Origin of the sequence: Robertmurraya sp. FSL R5-0851 (genome assembly GCF_038002965.1) — a bacterium.
Lineage (GTDB): Bacteria > Bacillota > Bacilli > Bacillales > Cytobacillaceae > Robertmurraya_A > Robertmurraya_A beringensis.
In genome coordinates this window covers 2,887,297-2,909,981 of sequence record NZ_JBBOOE010000001.1, presented here as the reverse complement: position 1 = coordinate 2,909,981, position 22,685 = coordinate 2,887,297, and the positions used below count along the sequence as shown (strand labels likewise).

At 37.0% G+C, this 22,685-nt stretch carries 23 protein-coding genes and 1 pseudogene; 21 read left to right on the top strand and 3 right to left on the bottom strand.

What is annotated here, in order from left to right; all coding sequences use genetic code 11:
• Window positions 1-307 precede the first annotated feature (307 nt).
• The 8 genes from MKX65_RS14955 to MKX65_RS14920 all read left to right on the top strand — a co-directional run bounded on the left by MKX65_RS14955 (window position 308) and on the right by MKX65_RS14920 (window position 8,765).
• On the top strand, window positions 308-1,660 hold the full coding sequence (locus MKX65_RS14955) for an aspartate aminotransferase family protein (protein ID WP_340904325.1): 1,353 nt from the start codon (window positions 308-310) through the stop codon (window positions 1,658-1,660).
• Entirely contained in the window at window positions 1,657-2,349 is a 693-nt protein-coding gene (locus MKX65_RS14950; RefSeq protein WP_340904322.1) for a CoA transferase subunit A, read from the top strand. The genes MKX65_RS14955 and MKX65_RS14950 overlap by 4 nt, the downstream gene beginning before the upstream one ends.
• A complete protein-coding gene (locus MKX65_RS14945; protein WP_340904319.1) occupies window positions 2,334-2,975 on the top strand; it encodes a 3-oxoacid CoA-transferase subunit B in 642 nt (213 codons plus the stop codon). The genes MKX65_RS14950 and MKX65_RS14945 overlap by 16 nt, the downstream gene beginning before the upstream one ends.
• Before the next feature lie 26 nt (window positions 2,976-3,001).
• Window positions 3,002-4,276, top strand: a complete 1,275-nt coding sequence (locus tag MKX65_RS14940; protein ID WP_340904317.1) for a peptidase — start codon at window positions 3,002-3,004, stop codon at window positions 4,274-4,276.
• Between the two features lie 73 nt (window positions 4,277-4,349).
• Window positions 4,350-5,219 (top strand): putative beta-lysine N-acetyltransferase, encoded by an 870-nt coding sequence (gene ablB / locus MKX65_RS14935; RefSeq protein WP_340904314.1) that lies wholly within the window; start codon window positions 4,350-4,352, stop codon window positions 5,217-5,219.
• A gap of 58 nt (window positions 5,220-5,277) precedes the next feature.
• Window positions 5,278-6,678: a sigma-54 interaction domain-containing protein gene (locus MKX65_RS14930; protein WP_340904312.1), complete on the top strand. Its 1,401-nt coding sequence runs from the start codon at window positions 5,278-5,280 to the stop codon at window positions 6,676-6,678.
• Window positions 6,679-7,047: 369 nt separating this feature from the next.
• Window positions 7,048-8,475: a lysine 2,3-aminomutase gene (gene ablA / locus MKX65_RS14925; RefSeq protein ID WP_340904311.1), complete on the top strand. Its 1,428-nt coding sequence runs from the start codon at window positions 7,048-7,050 to the stop codon at window positions 8,473-8,475.
• 11 nt (window positions 8,476-8,486) lie between these two features.
• Window positions 8,487-8,765 carry a YokU family protein gene (locus MKX65_RS14920; RefSeq protein ID WP_445677918.1) on the top strand — a complete coding sequence of 93 codons (279 nt, stop codon included), beginning with the start codon at window positions 8,487-8,489 and terminating at the stop codon, window positions 8,763-8,765.
• A gap of 305 nt (window positions 8,766-9,070) precedes the next feature.
• Here MKX65_RS14920 and MKX65_RS14915 read toward each other — a convergent pair whose 3' ends face one another.
• Window positions 9,071-11,404, bottom strand: coding sequence for a TOTE conflict system archaeo-eukaryotic primase domain-containing protein (locus tag MKX65_RS14915; protein ID WP_340904310.1), 2,334 nt, complete (start codon window positions 11,402-11,404; stop codon window positions 9,071-9,073).
• Between the two features lie 178 nt (window positions 11,405-11,582).
• Here MKX65_RS14915 and MKX65_RS14910 point away from each other — a divergent pair, with 178 nt between their 5' ends.
• The 4 genes from MKX65_RS14910 (at window position 11,583) to MKX65_RS14895 (ending at window position 13,267) form a co-directional block, all read left to right on the top strand.
• Window positions 11,583-11,834, top strand: coding sequence for a hypothetical protein (locus tag MKX65_RS14910; RefSeq protein ID WP_340904309.1), 252 nt, complete (start codon window positions 11,583-11,585; stop codon window positions 11,832-11,834).
• Window positions 11,835-12,110, top strand: a complete 276-nt coding sequence (locus tag MKX65_RS14905; protein WP_340904308.1) for a type II toxin-antitoxin system RelE/ParE family toxin — start codon at window positions 11,835-11,837, stop codon at window positions 12,108-12,110.
• 122 nt (window positions 12,111-12,232) lie between these two features.
• Complete coding sequence (locus tag MKX65_RS14900; protein WP_160549051.1) at window positions 12,233-12,448, top strand: YozE family protein; 216 nt, start codon at window positions 12,233-12,235, stop codon at window positions 12,446-12,448.
• Between the two features lie 123 nt (window positions 12,449-12,571).
• Complete coding sequence (locus tag MKX65_RS14895; RefSeq protein ID WP_340904305.1) at window positions 12,572-13,267, top strand: hypothetical protein; 696 nt, start codon at window positions 12,572-12,574, stop codon at window positions 13,265-13,267.
• Here MKX65_RS14895 and MKX65_RS14890 read toward each other — a convergent pair whose 3' ends face one another.
• Window positions 13,268-13,432, bottom strand: a complete 165-nt coding sequence (locus tag MKX65_RS14890) for a hypothetical protein (protein WP_340904303.1) — start codon at window positions 13,430-13,432, stop codon at window positions 13,268-13,270.
• A 170-nt stretch (window positions 13,433-13,602) separates the two neighbouring features.
• Here MKX65_RS14890 and MKX65_RS14885 point away from each other — a divergent pair, with 170 nt between their 5' ends.
• Window positions 13,603-13,776, top strand: coding sequence for a YozD family protein (locus MKX65_RS14885; RefSeq protein WP_084361903.1), 174 nt, complete (start codon window positions 13,603-13,605; stop codon window positions 13,774-13,776).
• Window positions 13,777-13,841: 65 nt separating this feature from the next.
• On the opposite strand, the pseudogene MKX65_RS14880 reads toward MKX65_RS14885, so the two are convergent.
• Window positions 13,842-14,846, bottom strand: a pseudogene (locus MKX65_RS14880) (DUF2515 family protein).
• 394 nt (window positions 14,847-15,240) lie between these two features.
• On the opposite strand from MKX65_RS14880, the gene MKX65_RS14875 reads away from it, so the two are divergent.
• The 8 genes from MKX65_RS14875 (at window position 15,241) to MKX65_RS14840 (ending at window position 22,656) form a co-directional block, all read left to right on the top strand.
• Entirely contained in the window at window positions 15,241-16,056 is an 816-nt protein-coding gene (locus MKX65_RS14875) for a serine/threonine protein kinase (RefSeq protein WP_340904298.1), read from the top strand.
• Complete coding sequence (locus MKX65_RS14870) at window positions 16,043-16,813, top strand: sporulation protein (RefSeq protein ID WP_340904295.1); 771 nt, start codon at window positions 16,043-16,045, stop codon at window positions 16,811-16,813. Before MKX65_RS14875 ends, MKX65_RS14870 begins: the two co-directional genes overlap by 14 nt.
• 124 nt (window positions 16,814-16,937) lie before the next feature.
• Window positions 16,938-17,246, top strand: coding sequence for a YodL domain-containing protein (locus MKX65_RS14865; protein ID WP_340904292.1), 309 nt, complete (start codon window positions 16,938-16,940; stop codon window positions 17,244-17,246).
• A 107-nt stretch (window positions 17,247-17,353) separates the two neighbouring features.
• On the top strand, window positions 17,354-18,055 hold the full coding sequence (gene deoD, locus MKX65_RS14860) for a purine-nucleoside phosphorylase (protein WP_340904289.1): 702 nt from the start codon (window positions 17,354-17,356) through the stop codon (window positions 18,053-18,055).
• Between the two features lie 127 nt (window positions 18,056-18,182).
• Window positions 18,183-19,052 carry a M15 family metallopeptidase gene (locus MKX65_RS14855; RefSeq protein ID WP_160549059.1) on the top strand — a complete coding sequence of 290 codons (870 nt, stop codon included), beginning with the start codon at window positions 18,183-18,185 and terminating at the stop codon, window positions 19,050-19,052.
• An 80-nt stretch (window positions 19,053-19,132) separates the two neighbouring features.
• Window positions 19,133-20,617 carry a lmo1851 family serine protease gene (locus MKX65_RS14850; protein ID WP_160549060.1) on the top strand — a complete coding sequence of 495 codons (1,485 nt, stop codon included), beginning with the start codon at window positions 19,133-19,135 and terminating at the stop codon, window positions 20,615-20,617.
• Between the two features lie 115 nt (window positions 20,618-20,732).
• Window positions 20,733-21,665, top strand: coding sequence for an LCP family protein (locus MKX65_RS14845; RefSeq protein ID WP_340904284.1), 933 nt, complete (start codon window positions 20,733-20,735; stop codon window positions 21,663-21,665).
• A gap of 67 nt (window positions 21,666-21,732) precedes the next feature.
• Entirely contained in the window at window positions 21,733-22,656 is a 924-nt protein-coding gene (locus tag MKX65_RS14840; protein WP_160549062.1) for a CobW family GTP-binding protein, read from the top strand.
• The last annotated feature ends 29 nt before the right edge of the window (window positions 22,657-22,685 follow it).

The following is a 22,685-nucleotide window of genomic DNA, read 5'->3' as shown; positions in this document are numbered from 1 at the left end:
CTTAAATAACCAGAAGAAACGTCCTTCATAAGGCTAATGAAGACCGTTAGCCCTTAAAAAACCAGAGGAAACGTCCTTCATAAGCGAGATGAAGACCGTTAGCCCTTAAGTAACCAGAAGAAACGTCCTTCATAAGCCCCTTTTTATGAAAAAGCCAACAGAACTTTATCAAGGAGTCTTTTTCAGCCCCTAACATTTCATTAGAATTCCATAAAATTTTGAAAAGCAATAAAAAGAAAGATTTCCTCTTCTTACTCATACAATCTTATAAGGCGTCGCTTACGCTTGTATGGAACGGGGGAGTCAAATGGAGCATTCATATTTAATTAAACCGCTGCTTGATGCGGTATATCCAACAATAGATTATGGGAAAGGCATTTATTTATATGACAAGGAAGGGAAGAGGTATGTTGATGCTTCATCCGGTGCGGTAACTGCCAATATTGGTCATGGAGTATCGGAAATTATCGATGCGATGGTTCAACAAGCAAAACGGGTGTCCTTTGTCTACCGATCGCAGTTTACTAGTGAAGCAGCAGAAGCACTTGCTGGAAAAATAGCTGAACAATGTATTGGGTCTTTGAACTGGAGTTTTTTTGTAAATAGTGGCTCTGAAGCAACAGAGACGGCTATGAAAATAGCGATTCAGCATTGGCAGGAAAAAGGGGTTAAAACGAAAAATAAAATCCTTTCTCGGTGGGTTAGCTATCATGGTATCACGCTAGGGGCATTATCGATGTCAGGTCATACGTTGAGGAGAGCAAGATTCCTCCCTCTTCTTGAGGACTTTCCCTCTATACAACCTCCTTATTGTTACCGTTGTCCATATAACCTAGAACCCAACTCGTGTAAGTTTGCCTGTGCAACTGAACTGGAAAAAGTGATTGAAAAAATAGGCGCAGACCAAATTGCTGCTTTTATAGCAGAGCCGGTGATTGGGGCTGCAGGTGGGGCTATCTCACCTCCGGAAGGTTATTACAAAGTAATAAAAGAAATATGTGACCATCATCAAATTCTATTTATCGCAGATGAAGTAATGACTGGATTTGGTCGGACAGGAAAAATGCTAGCTTGTGAACATTGGGGTGTGGAGCCAGATATAGTTGCACTCGGCAAAGGGATGGGAGCAGGTTATGCACCTATAGCTGCAGCTTTAGTGAGTGACAAAGTGATGGAGCCAATCTTGGCTGGAACAAAAAGTATCATGAGTGGTCACACCCTAAGTGCGAACCCACAATCATGTGCTGTTTCACTAGCGGTCATGGAATATTTACAAAATAATAGAATTATAGAGCAGGTTGAATTGAAGGGATTTTATTTATTTTATCATTTGCAAGAACTAAAAGAAGAATTTTCATTTATTGGGGATATTCGGGGGAAAGGATTGTTAATCGGGATTGAATTTGTTCAATCGGTAGAAAATAAAGAACCTTTTCCAAGAGAAGATCTAGTTACAAATAAAATGATTCAGCTTGGGGCTAATAATGGCATACTGCTTTACCCTTCAGCTGCTGGACTTGATGGAATTCATGGTGATGCTATCATCCTTGCTCCTCCCCTGACGATTTCTAAGGACGAAATTGATGAATTAATCATTCTTCTACGTAAAACATTCGTAGACTTTTCCAATGAAATTTTAGAGGGGGGAGGTAAGTCATGAAAAATCGCTTCAATAAGATTACGACAGTAGAAAAAGCATTAAATTTATTTCATGACGGTGGAACGATTATGTTTGGTGGGTTTGGAGGGGTTGGCTCTCCACCATCTATTATTGATGGGCTACTCAATAAAGGGGTTAAGGATTTAACACTTATTGGAAACGACACTGGATTTCCACATATAGGGATAGGGAGGCTTGTAGCAAACGGACGAGTAAAAAAAGTGATTGCTTCTCATATTGGTTCCAATCCTGTTGCAGGACAGCTAATGACTGAGGGAACTCTTGAAGTTGAATTTTCACCTCAAGGAACGTTAGTTGAGCGAATTAGAGCGGGTGGTGTAGGTATTCCAGCTTTTCTAACAGATATTGGAATGGACAGTGACTTTGTGTCAACCAATAAAGAGAAAGTTGTATTAGAGGGAAGAAGTTATTTACTAGAGACAGCATTAAGTGCGCCAATATCCATTGTCTATGCCAAGAAGGCAGATGAATACGGCAATCTTATTTATGATAAAAGTGCTAGAAATACGAATCCTTTGGTCGCGATGGCTGGAGATATTACCATCGCAGAGGTGGAGGAAATCGTTGAGGTGGGTGAACTTCATCCCGATGAAATCGTCACGCCCGGAGTGTTTGTCAATTATATTGTACCGACGGAAGGGGTGAACTGGAAATGGGTATGGGAATAGGGATCCGTGATCAAATGGCCAAAAGAGCTGCAGCAGAAATCAAAGAAGGCATGGTGGTCAATTTAGGGATTGGCATTCCTTCGCTTGTTCCGAATCATCTTCCCTCAGAAATAAATGTGATGTTTCATGCGGAAAATGGAATTGTTGGGATGGGGCCTTCTCCTAAACAAGGGGAAGAGGATGAAAACCTATGTAATGCTGGAGGATATCCGGTTAGTTTAGTGAGTGGTGGTTCTTACTGTGATAGTGTCATTGCCTTTGGAATGATCCGTAGGGGAATCGTGGATATCACCATTTTAGGGGCATTGCAAGTAAGTGAAAAAGGAGATTTAGCAAACTGGATTGTTCCGGGTAAAAAAATACCTGGTATGGGCGGTGCAATGGAGCTTGCACAGAAAGCGCAAAAGGTAATCGTATTAATGAACCATACGGATAAAGCGGGAAATAGCAAAATTGTAAAAGAATGCTCGTTTCCATTAACCTCTCGGGCATGTGTGGATATGATTATCACAGATATGGCTGTCTTTCATGTGACGGATAAAGGTTTAGTTTTAAGTAAGGTTTTTCAACCTTATACATTGGATCAAGTTCGAGAGTCTACCGCTTGTTCATTTTTTTGTAAGTAACACAATAGATAAAGGGGCGAAGAGGGATGGAAGAGGAGCTTCGCAAAGTTAGAAAATGGATGAAAAGGAATCGCGTGCATGCAACTAGACTTCTTCAAAAGCTTGTACAAGAGGGAAGTGTAAGGGGGAAGGAAGCGGCTGCCCAAGCAATTATTATTGAGAAGTGCAGGGAACTAGGTCTACAGTTAGACATTTGGGAAATTGGCGATAAGACTCTTATGAACCATCCTGCTTACTGCTCGGACCGAAAGGATTATACGGGGAATCCGAATGTTGTTGGAGTTTTGAAGGGGACTGGAGATGGCAAATCATTAATTCTGAACGGTCATATTGATGTGGTTCCAGAAAATAACTTGGCTGAGTGGAAAAATGACCCATTTAGTGGTTTCATCGAAGAGGGAAGGTTATATGGTCGTGGTTCCACAGACATGAAGGGAGGAACGGTGGCCCTTCTTTTAGCGATGGAAGCGATCATCGCAACAGAGATTCAGCTGAAAGGTGATGTCATCTTCCAGAGCGTGATAGAAGAAGAAAGTGGAGGTGCGGGAACCTTGGCTGCCGTGCTAAGGGGATACCGGGCGGATGGAGCGATTATTCCTGAGCCTACCAATCTGAAAATTTTTCCAAAGCAGCAAGGCTCTATGTGGTTTCGTGTAACTGTTAAAGGACGCTCAGCACATGGAGGTACTAGGTACGAAGGAGTAAATGCAATTGAAAAAGGAATATTGGTAATCAATCAGTTGAATGAGCTAGAAAAGGTTAGAAATAGTAGAATTGTAGATCCATTGTATAAAAATATACCCATTCCCATCCCGATAAATATCGGTAAGATTCATAGTGGGGATTGGCCATCCTCCGTTCCAGATATTTGTATTATTGAGGGGAGAATGGGCGTAGCTCCAGATGAAAAAATGTCTGCCGTGCAGGCTGAACTAGAACATTCATTGCTGGAGCTGGAAAAGAAGGACATCTGGTTTAAAGACTATCCAACCACGGTTGAGTGGTTTGGTGGAAGGTGGATCCCAGGTGATTTGGAAATAGACCATCCGTTACTTACTACTCTCGAATCATCCTACCTGGAAGTGATGGGTTCTTCTCCAGTTATTGAAGCTTCACCATGGGGGACAGACGGAGGAGTACTATCAAAAGTTGGAGATATACCAGTGGTTATTTTCGGTCCAGGTGTAACAGAGGTCGCTCATGATGCGAACGAATACATTGTTTTAGAAGATTTATTTACCAGTGCGGATATTATCGCTTCGACCATCCTGAGATGGTGTGAAGTAAGTAGAAGTGATTAGCTAGATTGTATAGAACTAATGAAGAAAGTCTGACCAAGTATTTGGTCGGGCTTTCCCTCTAGGAGGAGATACGATGAATCAGTTGCCAGCTTTTCGTACCGTAGAGGAAAGAGGGATACGATGTGAAGTTTATATGGACGCTTTTAATAAGCGTGTACGAGTGGATCATTATGTGGGGGATCCCTATCTCGTCATCCAAACTACCGAAGAGCTTGCAAAACAGGAGAAAAGTGAAAAAATAATTATAAAAGGGAAATTTGAGGACTACAAAATATTTTTAGAAAAGGGATATCGGAATGAAGCCATTATAGATGGGTATTTTTTAGGATCGGATGGATATTTTTTTTGTAAATACCTTGAGCCGGATAGAGCTTGTACCGCTCATCTTCAAGTGGAAGAAGATATCCTTACTTCTGTCCAGCATCTAAAAAGATCTTCACAAGTGATTATGCCACCAGCAGAATACAAGATTATGAAAGTGGGTGAGAAGGAAGCGGAAATGCTTTCGGATTTGTATCGAGAGGTTTTTCAAATTTATCCCACACCCCTGCATGATCCTGAATATGTGAAAAAGACCATGAAAGAAGGAACCATCTACTATGCCTTTATGTATCATCATGAAATGATTAGTGCCGCATCTGCTGAAGTGAATTATATGTTTCGTAACGCAGAATTAACGGATTGTGCGACGAAGAAGGAACACCGTAAATTTGGATTAATGAAGATCCTTTTGAAAAAGCTTGAAGAAGACTTATTTCAACAACAAATCCATTGTTCGTACTCTATTGCAAGGTCGCTTTCCTTTGGCATGAATGCCGTTCTCCACCAATTAGGCTATCAATATCGAGGACGGTTAGTGAACAATTGTTATATTTTTGATAAGCTCGAAGACATGAATGTTTGGGTGAAAAATTTATCCACTTACCAAGCTGCCGAAAATTAATATAAAGTGACAGTTTTTCGGCACTTAGGCATATATATGCTTTAGGTGGGTGATGAGGATGTTTGAAACAAGCAGTATATCCATTGAAGTCGTGACGGAAATCTTAAAGGGCGTTGATGAGGGGATTCATGTTGTGGATCTAAATGGCAAGACGATTTTTTATAACGAAGTGGCTGCCCAACACGATGGATTAACGGCGGGAGAAGTAATAGGGAAGCCTTTGTTGGAAGTGTTTCCATCGCTAACAGAAGAGACGAGCACGTTATTAAGAGTACTGAAGTCTAGAAAAGAGATTGTGAATGTGGCTCAATCTTATTCTAATATTCATGGGAAAAAGATTGAAACGATTAATTCAACCATTCCTATTTGTGTACATGGCGATTTTTTTGGCGCGATGGAAATTGCGAAGGATTATTCCAGTATTAAAAGATTGTCTGAACAATTATTGGATTTACAAAAAGAAAAACAAAAGATTAATCCTAAGAAAAAAAGCAATAGCGCCGTTAAGTATACATTGGATGATTTACTTACAGAAAATAATGAGTTTCTTCAAATAAAACGAGAAGCTTATAAGCTAGCAAAATCGCAATCATCGATATTAGTTTATGGCGAAAGTGGAACGGGGAAAGAATTATTTGTTCAAGGGATACACGACGCCTCTGTTCGAAGAAATGCCCCATTTATTGTTCAAAATTGCGCTGCCATTCCAGAAACTTTACTCGAGAGCATTCTCTTTGGTACAGCAAAAGGGAGTTATACAGGAGCCGTTGACCGACCTGGATTGTTTGAGCTTGCGGATGGAGGGACATTGTTTTTAGATGAGCTTCATGCCATGCCGATTGACTTACAGGGAAAGTTATTACGTGTTCTTGAAGATGGAATGATTCGGCGTATTGGCTCTTCGAAAAGTGTACAGGTAGACGTTCGGGTGATCGCTGCAATGAATGTTCATCCGAGAAAAGCACTAGAAGAAAAGCTGATACGAACGGATATCTTTTACCGGTTAAATGTATTAACGTTTGAACTATTGCCGCTCCGAAAAAGACCAGAAGACATTAAATTTTTATCAATAAAATTTCTTGATCATTATAATGGGGTTCTCCATAAAAGTATACAAGGTGTGTCTACTGAAGTGATGAACATTTTTCAATCCTACGATTGGCCAGGAAATGTTCGGGAACTCAAGCATACCATCGAATATATGATGAATGTTTGTGAAGAAACCAGTTTGGGTATGGAACATCTACCTGCCATGCTGAAAGGAAATACCTCTGCTTCTAGGAAAGTCATCAAAGGTTATTCTCTAAAGGGACAAATCGAGGAGTTTGAAAAAAATATGATTTGTGAAGCTCTCGAGCAAACGAGTGGAAACATCAAGCAAGCTGCAAAACTGCTGCAAATTCCAAGACAAACCCTTCAATACAAAATTCAAAAGTATGAGCTGCAAGGTGCCGAGTAATTGGCATCTTTTTGTATGGAAATTAAGATGTTGATGCCCCGAGAGAGAGAAAAAAGAGGTTGAATGGTAAATGAACAGGAGTTTCAGTGCCCGTAGAAGAGAAAAATAAAGCTTTGCGGTAACTGAATTGGAGTTTCAGTGCCCGTAGAAGAGAAAAAAATAGCTTTGCGGTAACTGAACTGGGGTTACAGTGCCCGTAGAAGAGAAAAATAAAGCTTAGTGGTAACTGAACTGGTGTTTCAATGCCTGAGAACTATTAAAAAGCATCCCAATGGTAACTGAGGCTCCTTCAAAACAGCGCCTCCGGTTATTAAGTTTTGGCACAAAACTTGCATGGTTTATGTAAAGCATGTTTGGGAGGAATGAAGTATGAAACATTCATTATATAAACCAGATCGTCATTGGTCTTCGATAGAGCTTTGGAAGGATGTTACGGAGGAACAGTGGAATGATTGGATTTGGCAACTCACCAATACGATCCGAACTTTGGATGATTTACGAAAAGTGATTAACTTAACCCCTGAAGAGGAAGAAGGAGTTAAGATCTCAACAAAGACGATTCCACTGAATATTACGCCATATTATGCATCATTAATGAATCCAGATGATCCAAGATGTCCAATTAGAATGCAATCGGTTCCTATTTCACAAGAGATTGTTAAAACAAGATACGATTTAGAGGATCCTCTCCACGAAGATGAAGATTCCCCAACTCCAGGATTAACACACCGTTATCCAGATCGAGTGTTGTTCCTCGTAACAAACCAGTGTTCCATGTATTGTCGCTACTGTACGAGACGCCGCTTTTCTGGTCAAATCGGGATGGGAGTTCCGAAAAAGCAATTAGACGGGGCAATCAGTTATATAAGAAATACCCCTCAAATAAGAGATGTTCTCATTTCTGGTGGAGATGGACTATTAATCAATGATAATGTACTTGAATATATCTTAAAAAATTTAAGAGAAATTGATCACGTTGAAATCATAAGAATCGGTACTAGAGCACCAGTTGTATTTCCACAGCGAATCACAGAAAATTTGTGTAATATTTTAAAGAAATACCACCCAGTTTGGTTAAATACTCATTTTAATACGTCAATTGAAATTACAGAGGAATCTAAAAAGGCTTGCGAAATGCTAGCGAACGCAGGAGTACCAGTCGGAAATCAATCGGTGATTCTTGCAGGAATTAACGATTCTGTCCCAATCATGAAAAAACTCATGCATGATTTAGTAAAGATAAGAGTTCGCCCGTATTATATTTACCAATGTGACCTTTCAGAAGGCATCGGCCATTTCCGAGCACCTGTTTCAAAAGGGTTAGAAATCATTGAAGGATTACGCGGTCACACATCTGGATATGCCGTCCCAACCTTTGTGGTCGACGCACCGGGTGGTGGAGGGAAGATTGCGTTACAACCGAACTACTTGATTTCACAGAGTGTGGATAAAGTGGTCCTACGCAACTTTGAAGGTGTTATCACTTCTTATCCAGAGCCACAGAACTATGTACCTGGTAGAGCGGAGGGTTATTTCAAAAGTGTATATTCGGATTATGAAAAGTACAAATCTGAAGTCGGAATTTCGGCCATTATGAACGACAGCAAATTCAACCTCGTCCCGGAAGATCTTCAACGGCTAGACAGAAGAGAAAAATATCAGGAAGACCAAAATCACTCTTCGTTAAAAGATAAACGTGAAAAGCGGGATGAACTAAAAGAGAAGAAGTTTAAGGCACAGCAACAAAAATCAACCAAACAGTCTGAGCAAGAAACAGACAAAACGGTTAATGAGTAGGTGATTTGATTTTGGATATGAGATGCGAGTGGTGTGAAGGGAAGGCACGTACAGGTGAAAGCTCTGTATATTGGGAGTTACCAGATGGATCACGGGCAATTGAAATATCATTAACACCAGCCATCGTCTGCATGGAATGTGAAATGGTGTATCAGGAAGAAAAGGTGATTAAGGAAATAGAAGATCAGCTGTTTTTGGTTGATACAAGACAAATCGGAAATACAATTAGCTTTAAGGATCTAATGGAACTACCAAGGTTGCTGAAGAGAAATTATTTTGATTTTAGTTAGTAGTAGTAAGATTGTATCATCATATTAATGTGCTTACTGACTGTCGACATATTATAAGGTCGACAGTCTTTTTGAATGGCTATTACATTAAATTGTTTAAGTAATATATAATCCGGGTACTTAAATGCCAGCAGGTGTGTACTAAAGAAGGTGTATTACAAATCGATAATTCAAGAACTAGCTTAAGGGTTATTTTGTTAATTTTTCTAGTGAAGTTCATGCATTAGAGCTAATTTGATTAAATGAACATTATACCTGTATGTAGGGGGCTACAATCCCCCCTACATGCAGGTATTACCATGTAATTAAAATAACTTCATTTGATCTGAGGTTAAATCAAGATTAACTTTGTATCCAAGAGATTTATAGCCTTCTTTTCTCTTGTCAAACATCCTTTTTAACATAGACTCATCTGAATCAACATAATCATACACCTGAACAACCTGTTTATTTTCGTAAGATCGATGCAACCTGCCAATATATTGCTGTAATGTTCCTTTCCAGGAAATTGGCATTACTAAAAACAATGTATCAAGTCGTGCATCATCAAAACCTTCTCCTATATATTTTCCTGTAGCAATAATAAGCCTCTCTTCATCATCAGGAACTTCTTTCAACATTTTTAATCTTTGATTTTCTTCCTTATTTTTTAACCCTCCAGTTAACACAATCAAATTTTTAGCAAAACCTTTTAGTCTATTTTCTAATTGGTTAACGTGTTCTTGTCTTTCTGTAAGGATTATAGGATTTCTACCATCATCTAAAGCTTTTAATACATCATCAAAAATAAGTTCATTGCGCTTCTCATTTCTGGCTAATTCACCATATAGGTTTTGGATGGATTTATTTTCTTCATCAAATCCACTTTTAAACTTGGTGTAACGTGGTATTAATTGGTGATCAAACGTGTGTACCTTTGCTTGATTTTTTGCACTTACTTTATATCTAATTGGTCCACATTGCATTGTCATTATAGGGTGTAACCCATCTTTTCTTGTAGGTGTCGCGGTTAATCCATGTACGTATTTTGCTGTAGATCCCTTTAAGACATTTTCAAAAGTGAAAGCGGATATATGGTGACATTCATCGACTATAATTTGACCGTATTTTTTAAGGAATTCTCTGTTTTCATCTTTTGAAGATAATGTTTGAATAGTAGCAATATCTACACATCCACTTGCTTTATTTTTCCCACCACCAATTAAACCCACTGTTTGCTCCCCTAAATTAAGGAATGAAGTTAAAGAATATTTCCATTGTTCCATTAGTTGTTTACGGTGAACAATCACCAGAGTATTTACATTCCTCTTAGCAATTAAAGCAGCTCCTATAATTGTTTTTCCAAAACCGGTTGTTGCGGATAATACTCCTGTATCATGTTCATTTAATTTATCAATCACTTCTTTTTGCTCAGGATAAAGTTTGCCTTTAAATTCTACTTTTATTGTGTTTCCTATTTGTCGATTATCTAAAAAGTTGATTTGAATACCATGGTTATTTAATATGTTTTGTACATCTTCATAACATCCTCTAGGAAAAATAAGTTGTGTTTCGTTTTCATCGAAACAATTTATCAATCGTGGGATTCCTTGAGTAGATAAACGACGAGATTGAGCTTTATAAAACTCTGGGTTGCTGAAACTTGTTAAGTCAATTAATTCTTTAGCAATGGAAGAAGGAAGATCTGACTTTTGAATCTTTATCCCATTGTTTAATTCAAGCGTGATCTGCTTAGGGAAATTGATGTCTATTGTAGGTAAGGGACTTGTAGACTTTAATAGTTTAGTTAGTATTTGTTCCACATTTGTTATTTTCAATTTCTGTACCTTTGCTAAATAAGCCCATTGGTCCTTAATTGGTTCAAAATCTACATTAACAAATATGCTATTGCCGTTTTGCCTAGGTGTCCTTTGTAAAGGTAAGGCAATCAAATTTCCAAAACCACCATCTGGAAGTATATCTTGATTAGGAAACATTCGATCATAAGAATCCAAACCAATTTCATACCTAAGTTCAAGTGTTTTAGAAAGTAAGCTATTTCCAAGTTTTCTTGCTTTGGCTGCAGGTATTGGTTCTTCGAAGAAAATCCATATATGACACCCGTTTCCAGAACGCGATTTTTCTGTAAATGAAGGTACGTTATACTCTTTGCAAGTTTTTAAAAAGGCAGAAGCATCATCTCTCCAACTGCTTTTATCAAAATCAATTGCTAAAAAATAGCAAGTATCATCCTTTAATAATGGATATATTCCAATGGTTTTTTTACCACTTAAATGCTCATATATCACTTTATCAGTTAACTCTAAATATTTTTTATTAGTACATGAGCTACATTTGATATTAGGTTTATCGCAAATATTTGGTACCCACTCATTTTCGCATGCTGGCACATAACCAGAACGACCACTTTTCGATTCCCATCGAACAGAATAAACATCTGTTCTGCCTTTGAAAAGTCTTTTAAAAATATTAATACGTTGTTTAATAATTTCAGATTTCAACAGTGGGTTATTGGGTTTCATTGGCTCAAAATGAATATTATGCTGGATTAGTAACTTTTTTAGATTCTCATTTTCATCTTTATATTTTTCAAGTTCTTCTAATGCTTTTTTAAGTTTAAGTTCTAACTTTTCGTTCATATTAAGACCTCAACAAATATTAAGTATTTTTTAAACCTATTATACAAGAAGGAAGTCATTGAAATAAACTATTTGTAGGGTGAGGGATATGGAATCTCAAAAGTATAATATTTCAACATATATTCTAAATATTGTATAATCGAATGCAAATGGGTAACCCCAAAATGGAGGTGGTTGTATGATAAAACTTGATGGATATGCTGCTGAATTAATCAAAGGTATTATTCATGAGGGAGAATCTGTTATCGAAGTGGATGGTAAAAAATACTATTTAACTTTAATTGAAGAACCTGAGACCACAGTTGAAGAAGACGTTGGAAAAGACCCTAAATTAAAGAAAAAATTACTTCAGGCAAAAGAAGATATATTGGACGGCAGAGTGTATTCTACTGAAGACGTATTAGAGATGATTGATCAAGGTGAACTGTAAATGCAAATAAAATGGACTAATGCTGCATTGGAAGGGTTTAGAAATATTCAAAGCCAGCATTTTACTTCATTTGAGACAAAAGAATATAAAAAAAGTCTTGTTAAAAGAATAGAACAAAAAATTGCTTTACTTGGAAGCACTTTCCCAACCGATAAACCAGGTTGGGAGGGTACCTATAAAATTATTATTGATAAGTTTATTGTTTACTACTCTTTTTCAAGTGATAAAAAAACGTGCTATATAGAATTTTTTAAGCATTCCAGACAAGTACGATAGCCTAGGACAGTAAAGATGAACTACTTTGACTTTACAAGTTAAGCATGTAAAAGACTTGCCTTTTCCAAAATACCTATAGTAAGGTTACAGGGAAACCATTTGTGAAAGGCGTGTCCTAAATTTTGAGAAAATCGTTCTATCACTTCTTAATGAAATATAGGCATCCAGCACCAAAGGATGCCATTAGTCGATTTGCTAATGATGCCTACGTAGATCATAGCTTTCCGAAGACATCAACTGACTACACTGAATTATCCTCCTATTTGGAGTTAAATGGCCCTTACTTAGAGAGCATGGCTATATTTGATGATGCATGGGAATTATATGTGAATGACTAGGTCATACACACATTAGAATAAAAACGGTTGACAACGTCTCTTCTATGAAGAGACGTTTTTTTATTGTTTGCATATACTATTGTAATCAGTAACTACGACAAACATTTGAGGTGAACCATTGACATGAGTGACAGAAAAAAACCAAAGTATAAAATCGGTGATACTGTCGTGGTCACCATGTATGGTACGGTGGGCAAAGTAACTAATCTAAAGTGGCTTGATGGTATGTATGTATATGAAATAAATAAGAGTGAAGGATTATACATGGAATCAAGTCTCCAAATGCTTTCCGATTATGAAGGTGATCCGATCGAAAGAGAAGAGATTGATATAGAATACAAGTTTTTTATTGGTGATCTTGTCCAAGTGAAAGGTTATGGGGCGGATTTGTTTAAGGTGGTTGGTTTTCGAACAGAAATCTGGCGTTATAAGGAGGATGCATGGGAGGACGTGATTTATGAGCTCTCACGTATCAGTGATGGGGAATGGCTAGAAGTGAATGAAGATGAGTTAACGCTGATTGCCGATGCCGATAGCGCAGATACATTTATTCAAAAGCTTGGACTTCTATATTCACTAGATAAGAAGAAAAAAACTCTTAAACTACCTGAACCGAAAAATGTCTATAGAAAAGCAGAAAGAGAAATTCTAAATGAAAAAAAACAATCAGGTGAAATGATTGATGCCTTATTAGACTTGTATAATGACTATCGTATCCTATATGAAATGTTTCATGATGAAGAATATGTAAAAGTCATGAAGCTAGTATTAAAAAAACTTCAGCAGTTAAAAACGAACGATGGAAAAAGCAATGTGTAATTAATTTAAATAAGAGAATATGAAATAAATAAAAAGCGGAATTCCTGTCCAAATCGCTCCTTGAAAAAAGAAAGATGTCATCTTCTCAAATGAATTCATTAGTGAGCTTTCTTCACTATTTATATCCTCGCTAAATGATTGAAACAGCTTTGAAAAGGTTGTCATACGAACTCCTCCTAAAATCTTTGTTTGTATTTCATCTTTATGCTTGTCCAACTAAAAACATTCCAAACATATGAAAAGAAAAAATTTGAACAAAGGTGCTGTATTTTTAAGGGAATTAGCATGAAAAGGCTTTATGCATCATACATTTTGAACAAAAGGGGGGCGAGTCAATGAAGGAGATTGAGGTATTCATCGACACAGATGAAATAGCAGAGTTTTTCTTTCAAGAGCTGATGAAAAGGGGCTATGTACCCTCAGAAGGCGAAGTGGAAGAACTCGCTGATATTACTTTCGAATACTTAATCGAAAAATGCATTATAGATGAAGAAATCGAAGATGAATAGCTTATGAAAATCATTGTATAACCCCAATAGAAAGGACGAAGCGTTCAATTAGCTTCGTCCTTTCATTATGATTCAGTAATATGGTCGAGGGCAGTATACAAAAGATAATGACTGAAAGCTACTGCTGTTAAATCATAGTTAGTCACCTCTGGAAGTTCATTGAAAAACGATAAAACATCCATGTCTTTTTGTTGAAACCAGTCAACTTTATTTGTATATTGATGCGTCACATCTTCCCAAACACTTTCAAGGGCTGGACTAAGCAGTTTTTCATTGGCGTTCTCCAGTTTCGTAAAAAGAAAATCCCAGTAGTCGCTTCTAGAACCCGTATGCGGTTGATTGTGAGAAAATTTAATTGTTTCTGATATATATCGTTCTTCGAATAAAATTTGATAAAGCTCCTTCCCTAGTTCAACCCGCTTTTTCACATGTTCAAATTCATTAACCGTCTTTCCACTCAGACGATACCGGTATTTCTTTGAAAGTTTGTATGGAATAAAGATCGTAGTAAATCCAAGATTTTCTGGTAATTTATAGGGGAGCTCTTGAAGTAGAGAGGTTGAATGGTATATTCCTTTGATTACTCGTTCTTCTAACATATATTGCTCATTAATAATCATGGCTACAGTTATTCCCTTTGAATTCTTTTTTACATAAAATTCGTTCCAAAAAGGTTGCATAAATGATGATACATGAAACGCAGATAGCAGATGGAAGAGCGGTTTTCCTATGCTCTTGCTATATTCATAAAGAAGCAATTGTGGAAAGGCATCTTGAAAAATGAATGCATTTTATCGTTCAAGGAATAAAAAGTAGCGATTTATTTGAGGTTCAGACAAAAAGTCTTTTAAATAAGAGCTCTTTAAGTCGGTCATGTAATATCCCCCATTACGGGACACGATATGCGCCAGGAAGGACCAATGAACCTCTTGATTTCTGATGAAGAACTCATAATAGGCTTGGGTTCTCGTGATGTTATTTCTGTTATATGCATGAGTTTTATTTGTAATTTGAGCGACTATGTTTTTTTCTTTTTGATTTGCATAAAGAATTGGAGAAGGGGAAAACATGTTTAATTGTTCGCTAAACATAGATTTTTCCTTTAAACTATATATCTCTTTGGAAGCGTCCATTGGGAAATCTTTTCTTGAAGAAGACCCAAAAAAGGAATAGAAGAAAAATTCATTTTTTGCCACCTTTCTATGAAACCTTCCATCTGAAATAACGTATATATTTATATCAACCATTAGGAGGACTGAATGATGTTAAAAAAAATCCTGAAGTCAATATTGGGAAGTTCTCATCACCGAAAGTATAGTTCAAGTGATTATTACAAGCGTCGGAATATGCATAAACATAGCCATTACGGTCATGCACACTACAAAAGAAAACATAAAAGTAGCTTTTTTAGCTCGAAAAGCTTTTTTAGCAGTTAGTATCATATATGAAAAAAGGTTGTAAAACATGATGATTTTTAAGCCTATTGTCTTGGCCTTCTCTTCACTAATGGATAAGGAATTAGCTGTGGGAGAGAAAATCAATGAGCGATATATAATAGAAAAGTTTTTAGGTATGGGCAGCTATGGCCATAGTTATCTTGTTTATGATTCCCACTTAGAAAAAAAGGTTGTTTTAAAGCTAGTTCGATTTCATAAAAGAATCACTAAAAAGGGAATACGAATACATCAGTATGAAATTGAGATCCTTAAAAGCTTACAGCATTCTTCCTTTCCTACCGTTTTTGATGAAGGAATGTGGGGAAGGATTCCTTTTTTTACAATGGAGTTTATACACGGGAAAACATTTGAGCAGCTTATCTTTACCGAAGGACAGAGGTTTACTGAAGAAGAGTCTTTGTTATATGGATTAAAGCTTCTAGAACGAATAGAGTACCTTCATCAAAGAGGGATTGTCCATAGAGATTTAAGAATTCCAAATCTAATGCTTGAGGGAGAGGACTTAAAAGTAATTGATTTTGGATTGGCGAAATGGTTATCACATACTGACAATAAAAAGAGGGATTTAAAAAGCGAGATATCTCCTCAGGCTGATTACTTTCAGCTAGGCCACTTTCTCCTGTTTTTACTATATTCGAATTATGAAACAACTGGTAGTGAAAAGGAACGACCATGGGACGAAGAGTTATCATTATCAACAGAGACCAATCAATTAATCAAAAGATTACTTCAAGTTGAAAAGCCTTTTGAAACGATAAATGAACTCAAAGCTTGTTTTTTATTTGCAGTGAATAAAGGGAGGAATAAACATGTCACTTTTTAATAAAGTATTTGCAAGTATCGGGATTGGATCGGCAACGGTAGATACGAAGCTTGAAAAAGATGTCTTCGTTCCAGGTGAGGAAATAAGAGGAATTGTACAGATAAAGGGTGGAAAGATTGAACAGCTAATAGACGATATTTATCTGAATCTACATACCAACTATTTAAAAGAGTCAGATGATAAAAAGCATATTGTCAAAGGCGATATTGAAAGATTCCGCTTAATTCAAGCAGTTACAATTGGTGCAAACGAGACAAAAGAAATTCCATTTGTTATTAGGGTGCCGTTTGATACTCCGATCAGCATTGGACGAACAAAAGTATGGGTAGAAACGGGATTAGACATTAAAAATGCTGTTGACCCTACAGACAAAGATTATATTAAGGTAGTCCCTAATCAGTTAATGAAAGGTGTATTAGATACAGTTGCTGAACTAGGTTTTCGATTGAGAGAGGCAGATTGTGAAGAGCTTCCATACCGCAAAAGAAGACGATTACCCTTTGCACAGGAATTTGAATTCGCTGCAGTTTCGGGATCCTTTAGAGGCAAACTAGATGAGCTTGAAGTGATATTTTTTCCGCAATCAGATGAGCAAATGGATCTTGCTTTGCAAATTGACCGGAAAGCAAGAGGATTAGGTGGATTTTTAGCAGAAGCTCTTGAAATGGATGAAACAAATATTAGTGTTAGTATCCATAGTAGAGACCTTCCAACTTTAAAATCAAAGCTGGAGTCCCTTATTAGACAATATTCTTAACTTTATTACCACACTTTTTTTGTCAAAGAGGTATCTCGACAAAAAAAGTGTTTTTTTGATGAAGGATTCGACAGTGCCAAAGTCTAATCAAAAAGGGTGTGGATAAAAAAAGGGGGGCTTGAGGTTGTTAAAGGAACGGAGCAGGCTATTAAAAAAAACGTATGAAGTAATGATCTTTCAAACACCCAAATTCAGGCAGACTAAAGGGTATAAACAAGTATATCGTATGAATGTAACGGGCGGTTCACATCTGCAAGTTTTAGAAGAAGTATTTCGTATATTTAATGTAAAAGACAGCATTCCAAATGATTATCAAGGTCGATATATGGGAACAGGTGATATTATTTATATTGACGAGGGGAGACAGGGTACTAGTTACTACCAACTTCAGCCAGGAGGTTGGAAAAAAATAAGTCGAATTCATGTACTTTAACAAGGCTGTGGAGACATCCTCCGCAGTTTTTTATTTTTAGAGTAAATATGGTATAGTTTTATTTGGTGAATATTATATCTGTAAACTAAAACGGGAGTGAAAACCAGATGAGTGTACATATCGGCGCAAAAGATAACGAAATAGCGGAAACAGTTCTTCTTCCAGGAGATCCTTTACGAGCAAAATATATCGCAGAAACCTTTTTAGAAGGTGCTACTTGTTATAATGAAGTTAGAGGAATGTTAGGATTTACAGGAACATATAAAGGGAAACGAGTATCTGTACAAGGAACAGGTATGGGTGTTCCATCAATCTCTATTTACATAAACGAATTAATGAATAGTTATAATGTTCAAAACCTCATTCGAGTGGGTACATGTGGGGCAATTCAAAAGGATGTTAAAGTAAGAGACGTAATCTTAGCAATGAGTGCTTCAACAGATTCCCAAATGAATCGACTAACTTTTGGTGGCGTAGACTATGCTCCTACTGCGAACTTTGATTTATTAAAGCGTGCATACGATGTAGGTGTTGAGAAAGGTTTGAACTTAAAGGTTGGAAACGTTTTTACTGCGGACATGTTCTATAACGATAATAGCGAACTTGAAAAATGGGCGAAATACCAAATTTTAGCGATTGAAATGGAAACAGCTGCTCTATATACATTAGCTTCCAAATTTGATCGTAATGCTTTATCTGTTCTAACGGTAAGCGATCATATTCTTACTGGGGAAGAAACGACAGCGGAAGAAAGACAAACCACTTTTAATGACATGATTGTTGTTGCATTGGATGCAGCCATTCAATAAATAATGAAGCAGCTTCTAAAATTAGAAGCTGCTTTTTCTATTCTCTTTTATTCAAAAAGGATGCTGCATTTTTTTATTGATGATAAAATAGAAATATTGTATTAGAAAATGAAGATAGGTGGAAATAATGCGTAAATATTTATTATCGATTGCAGGGATTACCCTCTTATTGTCCGGGTGCGATTTTAGTAAAATCCCATACTTAAATAACAATCAGAAGGAAGAAACAACACAGACGGACGAACAGAAGGATAACGAACCTATCGTTGACCAGGAAAATAACGGTCAAAATGATTCAACTGAAGGTGCTGCAGGAGATTCTACTCAAGATCAGGATAGTCTACCTGAAGGACCAACTCTAGAGGCCATTTTTTTTAACGATGTGAAAGAAGTTGATGGAAAACAAGTGATTCAAAACCCACTGAATGTACTTGCTCTTGTAAATAAAATGTTTGCTTTGCCAGAGAGTTATAATCCTACTGATCTTGTGAAGCCGAATGTTTCATTTTCCTTCGGAGATCAAACAATAGAAAAAAGCTTAATGAGGCAAGAGGCGGCAGTTGCACTAGAGAATATGTTTGCCGAAGCCAAAACAAGTGGAATCGAACTATATGCTGTATCTGGATATCGGTCATACGAAAGACAACGAATAATATTTGATGCAGAAGTAAAGAAGAGTGGAGAAGAAAAGGCAATGCAAGTGGTTGCCGTACCCGGAAATAGTGAGCACCAAAGTGGACTTGCTATGGATATATCAGCAAAAAGTGCAAATTTAAGTTTAACTGAGAGTTTCGGTGAGACAAATGAAGGGAAATGGTTGGCAGCAAATGCACATAAGTACGGGTTTATTCTGCGATATCCAAAGGGAAAAGAAACCATTACAGGATATCAATACGAGCCTTGGCATTTTCGGTATGTAGGTGTCGACGCTGCACAAACCATCTTCGAAAAAAATATTACGCTTGAAGAGTACTTTGATATCGTTGAAAAAATATAATAAACAACTTTAATATAGTAAAATCTTTGTTAAAACAAATGCAAAGATGTTATTCTAAACAGTAAGAACAAGCCTATGGAATGAAAGTGGTGAAGCATTTGGAAAATGAACAACGACCTGAAGAACAACAATCAGGTTCTGGTAAATCAGCCTATATACAAATAAAGAAATTTCATTTCGTTATGTTGTTGTTTTTAGTGGTATTTTTAGCAGCTGGTATTACTACATTTGCTCTTGCATTTGGGGATGAAAAGGTAGTAACCGCTGGCACGGAGAGAAAAGAATTTGAGAAGCTATACAATGCTTTTGATACAATCCAAGATAATTACTTTAAAGAAGTCGATGAAAAAAAATTAGTAAATGGGGCAATTGATGGAATGCTCCAATCACTAGATGATCCTTATTCTGACTATATGAATGAAGAAGAAGCTTCAAGCTTCCATGAGAGTATATCTTCTTCATTTGAAGGGATAGGGGCTGAAATTCAGGAGAAGGATGGCTATATTATCATCGTGTCTCCTTTAAAGGGATCACCTGCTGAAAAGGCTGGTTTAAAGCCGAACGATAAAGTAGTATCTGTAGATGGAAAAAACATTCAAGGAATGGGATCCACAGAGGCAGTATTACTCATTCGTGGAGAAAAAGGGACAACTGTTAAGCTAGTCGTACAACGCCCTGGTGTGTCAGAACCTCTAAACTTTTCAATTGTAAGAGATACAATTCCGATTGAAACAGTCTATGGTGAGATGGTAACTGATACGATTGCGAAAGTTCAAATTACGACTTTTTCCGAGAATACCTCAACGGAGTTAATTACGATCTTAAATGATCTGCAATCTAAAGGAATGAAAGGTCTAATTCTAGATTTAAGGCAAAATCCAGGGGGGCTTTTAAACCAAGCGGTTGCTATTTCGAGCTTGTTTGTCCCAGAAGGAAAAGTGCTGTTTAAGGTTGAGGACCGGGATGGGAATATTGAAGAGGTTAAATCAGAGCAAAAGGAAAACCCAGATATCCCATTAGTTGTGATTATTGATAAAGGAAGTGCTTCCGCTTCGGAAATACTGGCAGGAGCGGTGAGTGAATCAGCAGATGTCCCATTGGTTGGAGAGAAATCCTTTGGTAAAGGGACGGTACAAAGAGCTCAAGATTTTTCTGATGGTTCGAATATGAAGTATACGACAGAAAAATGGTTAACCCCAGAAGGAAATTGGATTCATGAAAAAGGAATTGTTCCTGATTTTGAAGTAGCAATGCCAGAATACGCAAATATAGCTTATGTAGATCCAGAGCAGGAGTTAAAACTTTCGGTTGCTTCCACTCAGGTAAAGGCTGCCCAGCAAATGTTAAAGGCTCTTGGTATTGACTCAGGTCGAGAAGATGGATACTTTGATGAAGCCACTCAAAAAGCTGTTATTGAATTCCAGAAACAGCAAAATATTGAACAAACGGGTATTCTAAAAGGGGAGTCAACCATTTTATTAATGGAGAAATTAAGAGATCTTATTAAAGAAAATGACCCACAGCTTCAAAAAGCAGTAGAACTTCTTCAACAAGAAGTAAAGTAATTAGTTAGAGCTTTCCCATTATTCGGGAGAGCTTTTTTTATGTAAAAATGGACAAAACGACAAACACTAATCTCTAAGTTGATAAGAGAATTTAGTTCCAGACGAGGTGAAAACAATGAAACATATGATGGCCGTGTTCCTGGTTATTTTATTAGCAGGCTGTGGTTATTACTCCTCGAAAGAGAACGGTGAGAATAATCAACCCAAAATTTATAATAAAACTGTTGAAAAAACAAGTGAAGAGATCCCAGTGGAACGTTTCCGTCCATTTCAATCATATAAAAAGGACATTAATGTCTTATTACTAGGAGTTGATAGTAGAGGGGGAGCATCCTCAAGATCAGACACCATTATGCTCACAAAATACGAGCCATTAAACAAACAGGTAAAGCTGATTTCCTTAATGCGAGATAGTTATGTAACAATACCAGGATATAATAAAAGTAAGTTGAATCACGCATATTTTTATGGTGGGGACAAGTTATTAAAGGAAACGGTTGAAAAAAATTTCAACGTAAAAATAGATCATGTAGCACTGATTGATTTTCAAGGGTTTATTAATGTGGTTGATATACTTGCTCCAAAAGGGATAAAAGTAGATGTATCAAAACCCATGATGAAGGATTTACGTATTTCAGGTGAACCGGGAATACATGTACTTAAAGGCCAACAGCTTTTGGATTATGTAAGATTCAGGCATGATGCAAGGAGTGATTTTGGAAGAGTTGCGAGGCAGCAGGAGGTCATTATCTCGTTAAAGGATGAAGCGGTTGAAACACTTGGATCATTTGAGGGAATTGTAAAATTGCCAGATATTTTAACAGAGGTTGCTAACCATGTGGACACCGACATTGCTCTTAAGGATTACTTGACACTTGGAGCCACTTTTATTCTAAATCCTGTTTCAAATGTTGAAACCTTACAAGTACCAGTTGAAAATAGCTACACAAATAAATATACTAAGCATGCAGGAGAAGTATTAAATATGGATATGCAGAGAAATAAGGACGCAATTTCTGAATTCTTATCAAAAGAGGTAAGTGAATAGGGAAGTTGTTCATACATCTTCTCTATTTCCTGTAAAATGTAATTATGGTAATGGGGGAAACTAGGCGATGAAACAAACGGAAGTTTATATATTATCGGGGTTTTTAGGAAGCGGTAAGACGACTTTACTAAAGAAACTTTTAAAAGCGGAGAAGGAGAGCGGCAGAAAGGTTGCCGTATTGATGAATGAACTTGGAAAAGTATCCATTGATTCCGACGAAGTTAATGACGATGTACCACTAAAAGAGTTACTAGGTGGGTGCATTTGTTGTACGATTCAAGATAAACTTGAAGCTCAACTTCAAGAGTTATTAATTACTCATCAACCAGATTGTATATACATCGAAACAACAGGAGCAGCTCATCCAGTCGAAACTTTAGATGCTGTGCTGTCCCCACTATTTGCTACCCAGCTGCATGTGAAAGGAATTCTTACCGTTGTTGACGGTAGACTTTGGTTAGAACGCCGAACCTACTCTCCTCAAATTCAGCAGTTGATTTCAGAACAAATTAGACATGCGGATTTAATTGTCATTAATAAAAGTGATGAATTAAGTGAAGGTGAAAAAATACTCATTACGACCGGCATTCAATCACTTAATGAAAAGGCAATTGTCATTTTAACTACATACTCTAATGTTTCAATAAAGCAAATCCAATCTCTTTCCTATGAGAAAAAGCCACATTTGAATAAAAGTCATGTTGAAAATGATTTGAAATTAAGTACTTTTGTTTACTCATTTTCAAAGGCAGTTGATTTGGATGCGTTTGAGAACTTCCTACAAGCATTGCCCGATACGATTTATCGAATCAAGGGTTATGTGAAATTTTCATCTACGTCATTTCCCTATTTATTTCAGTTTTCGTATGGAATGCCGATTTACATAAAAGAAGAAATGAATATGCCGTTAAATCTAGTATTTATTGGGGAAAACATTCTGTGGGATGAAATTTCAAGCAAGCTTGAAGAGTTGGAAAAAAAGCAAGTCTAGTGTGGGGGATATGAAAGCTTGAACAAACG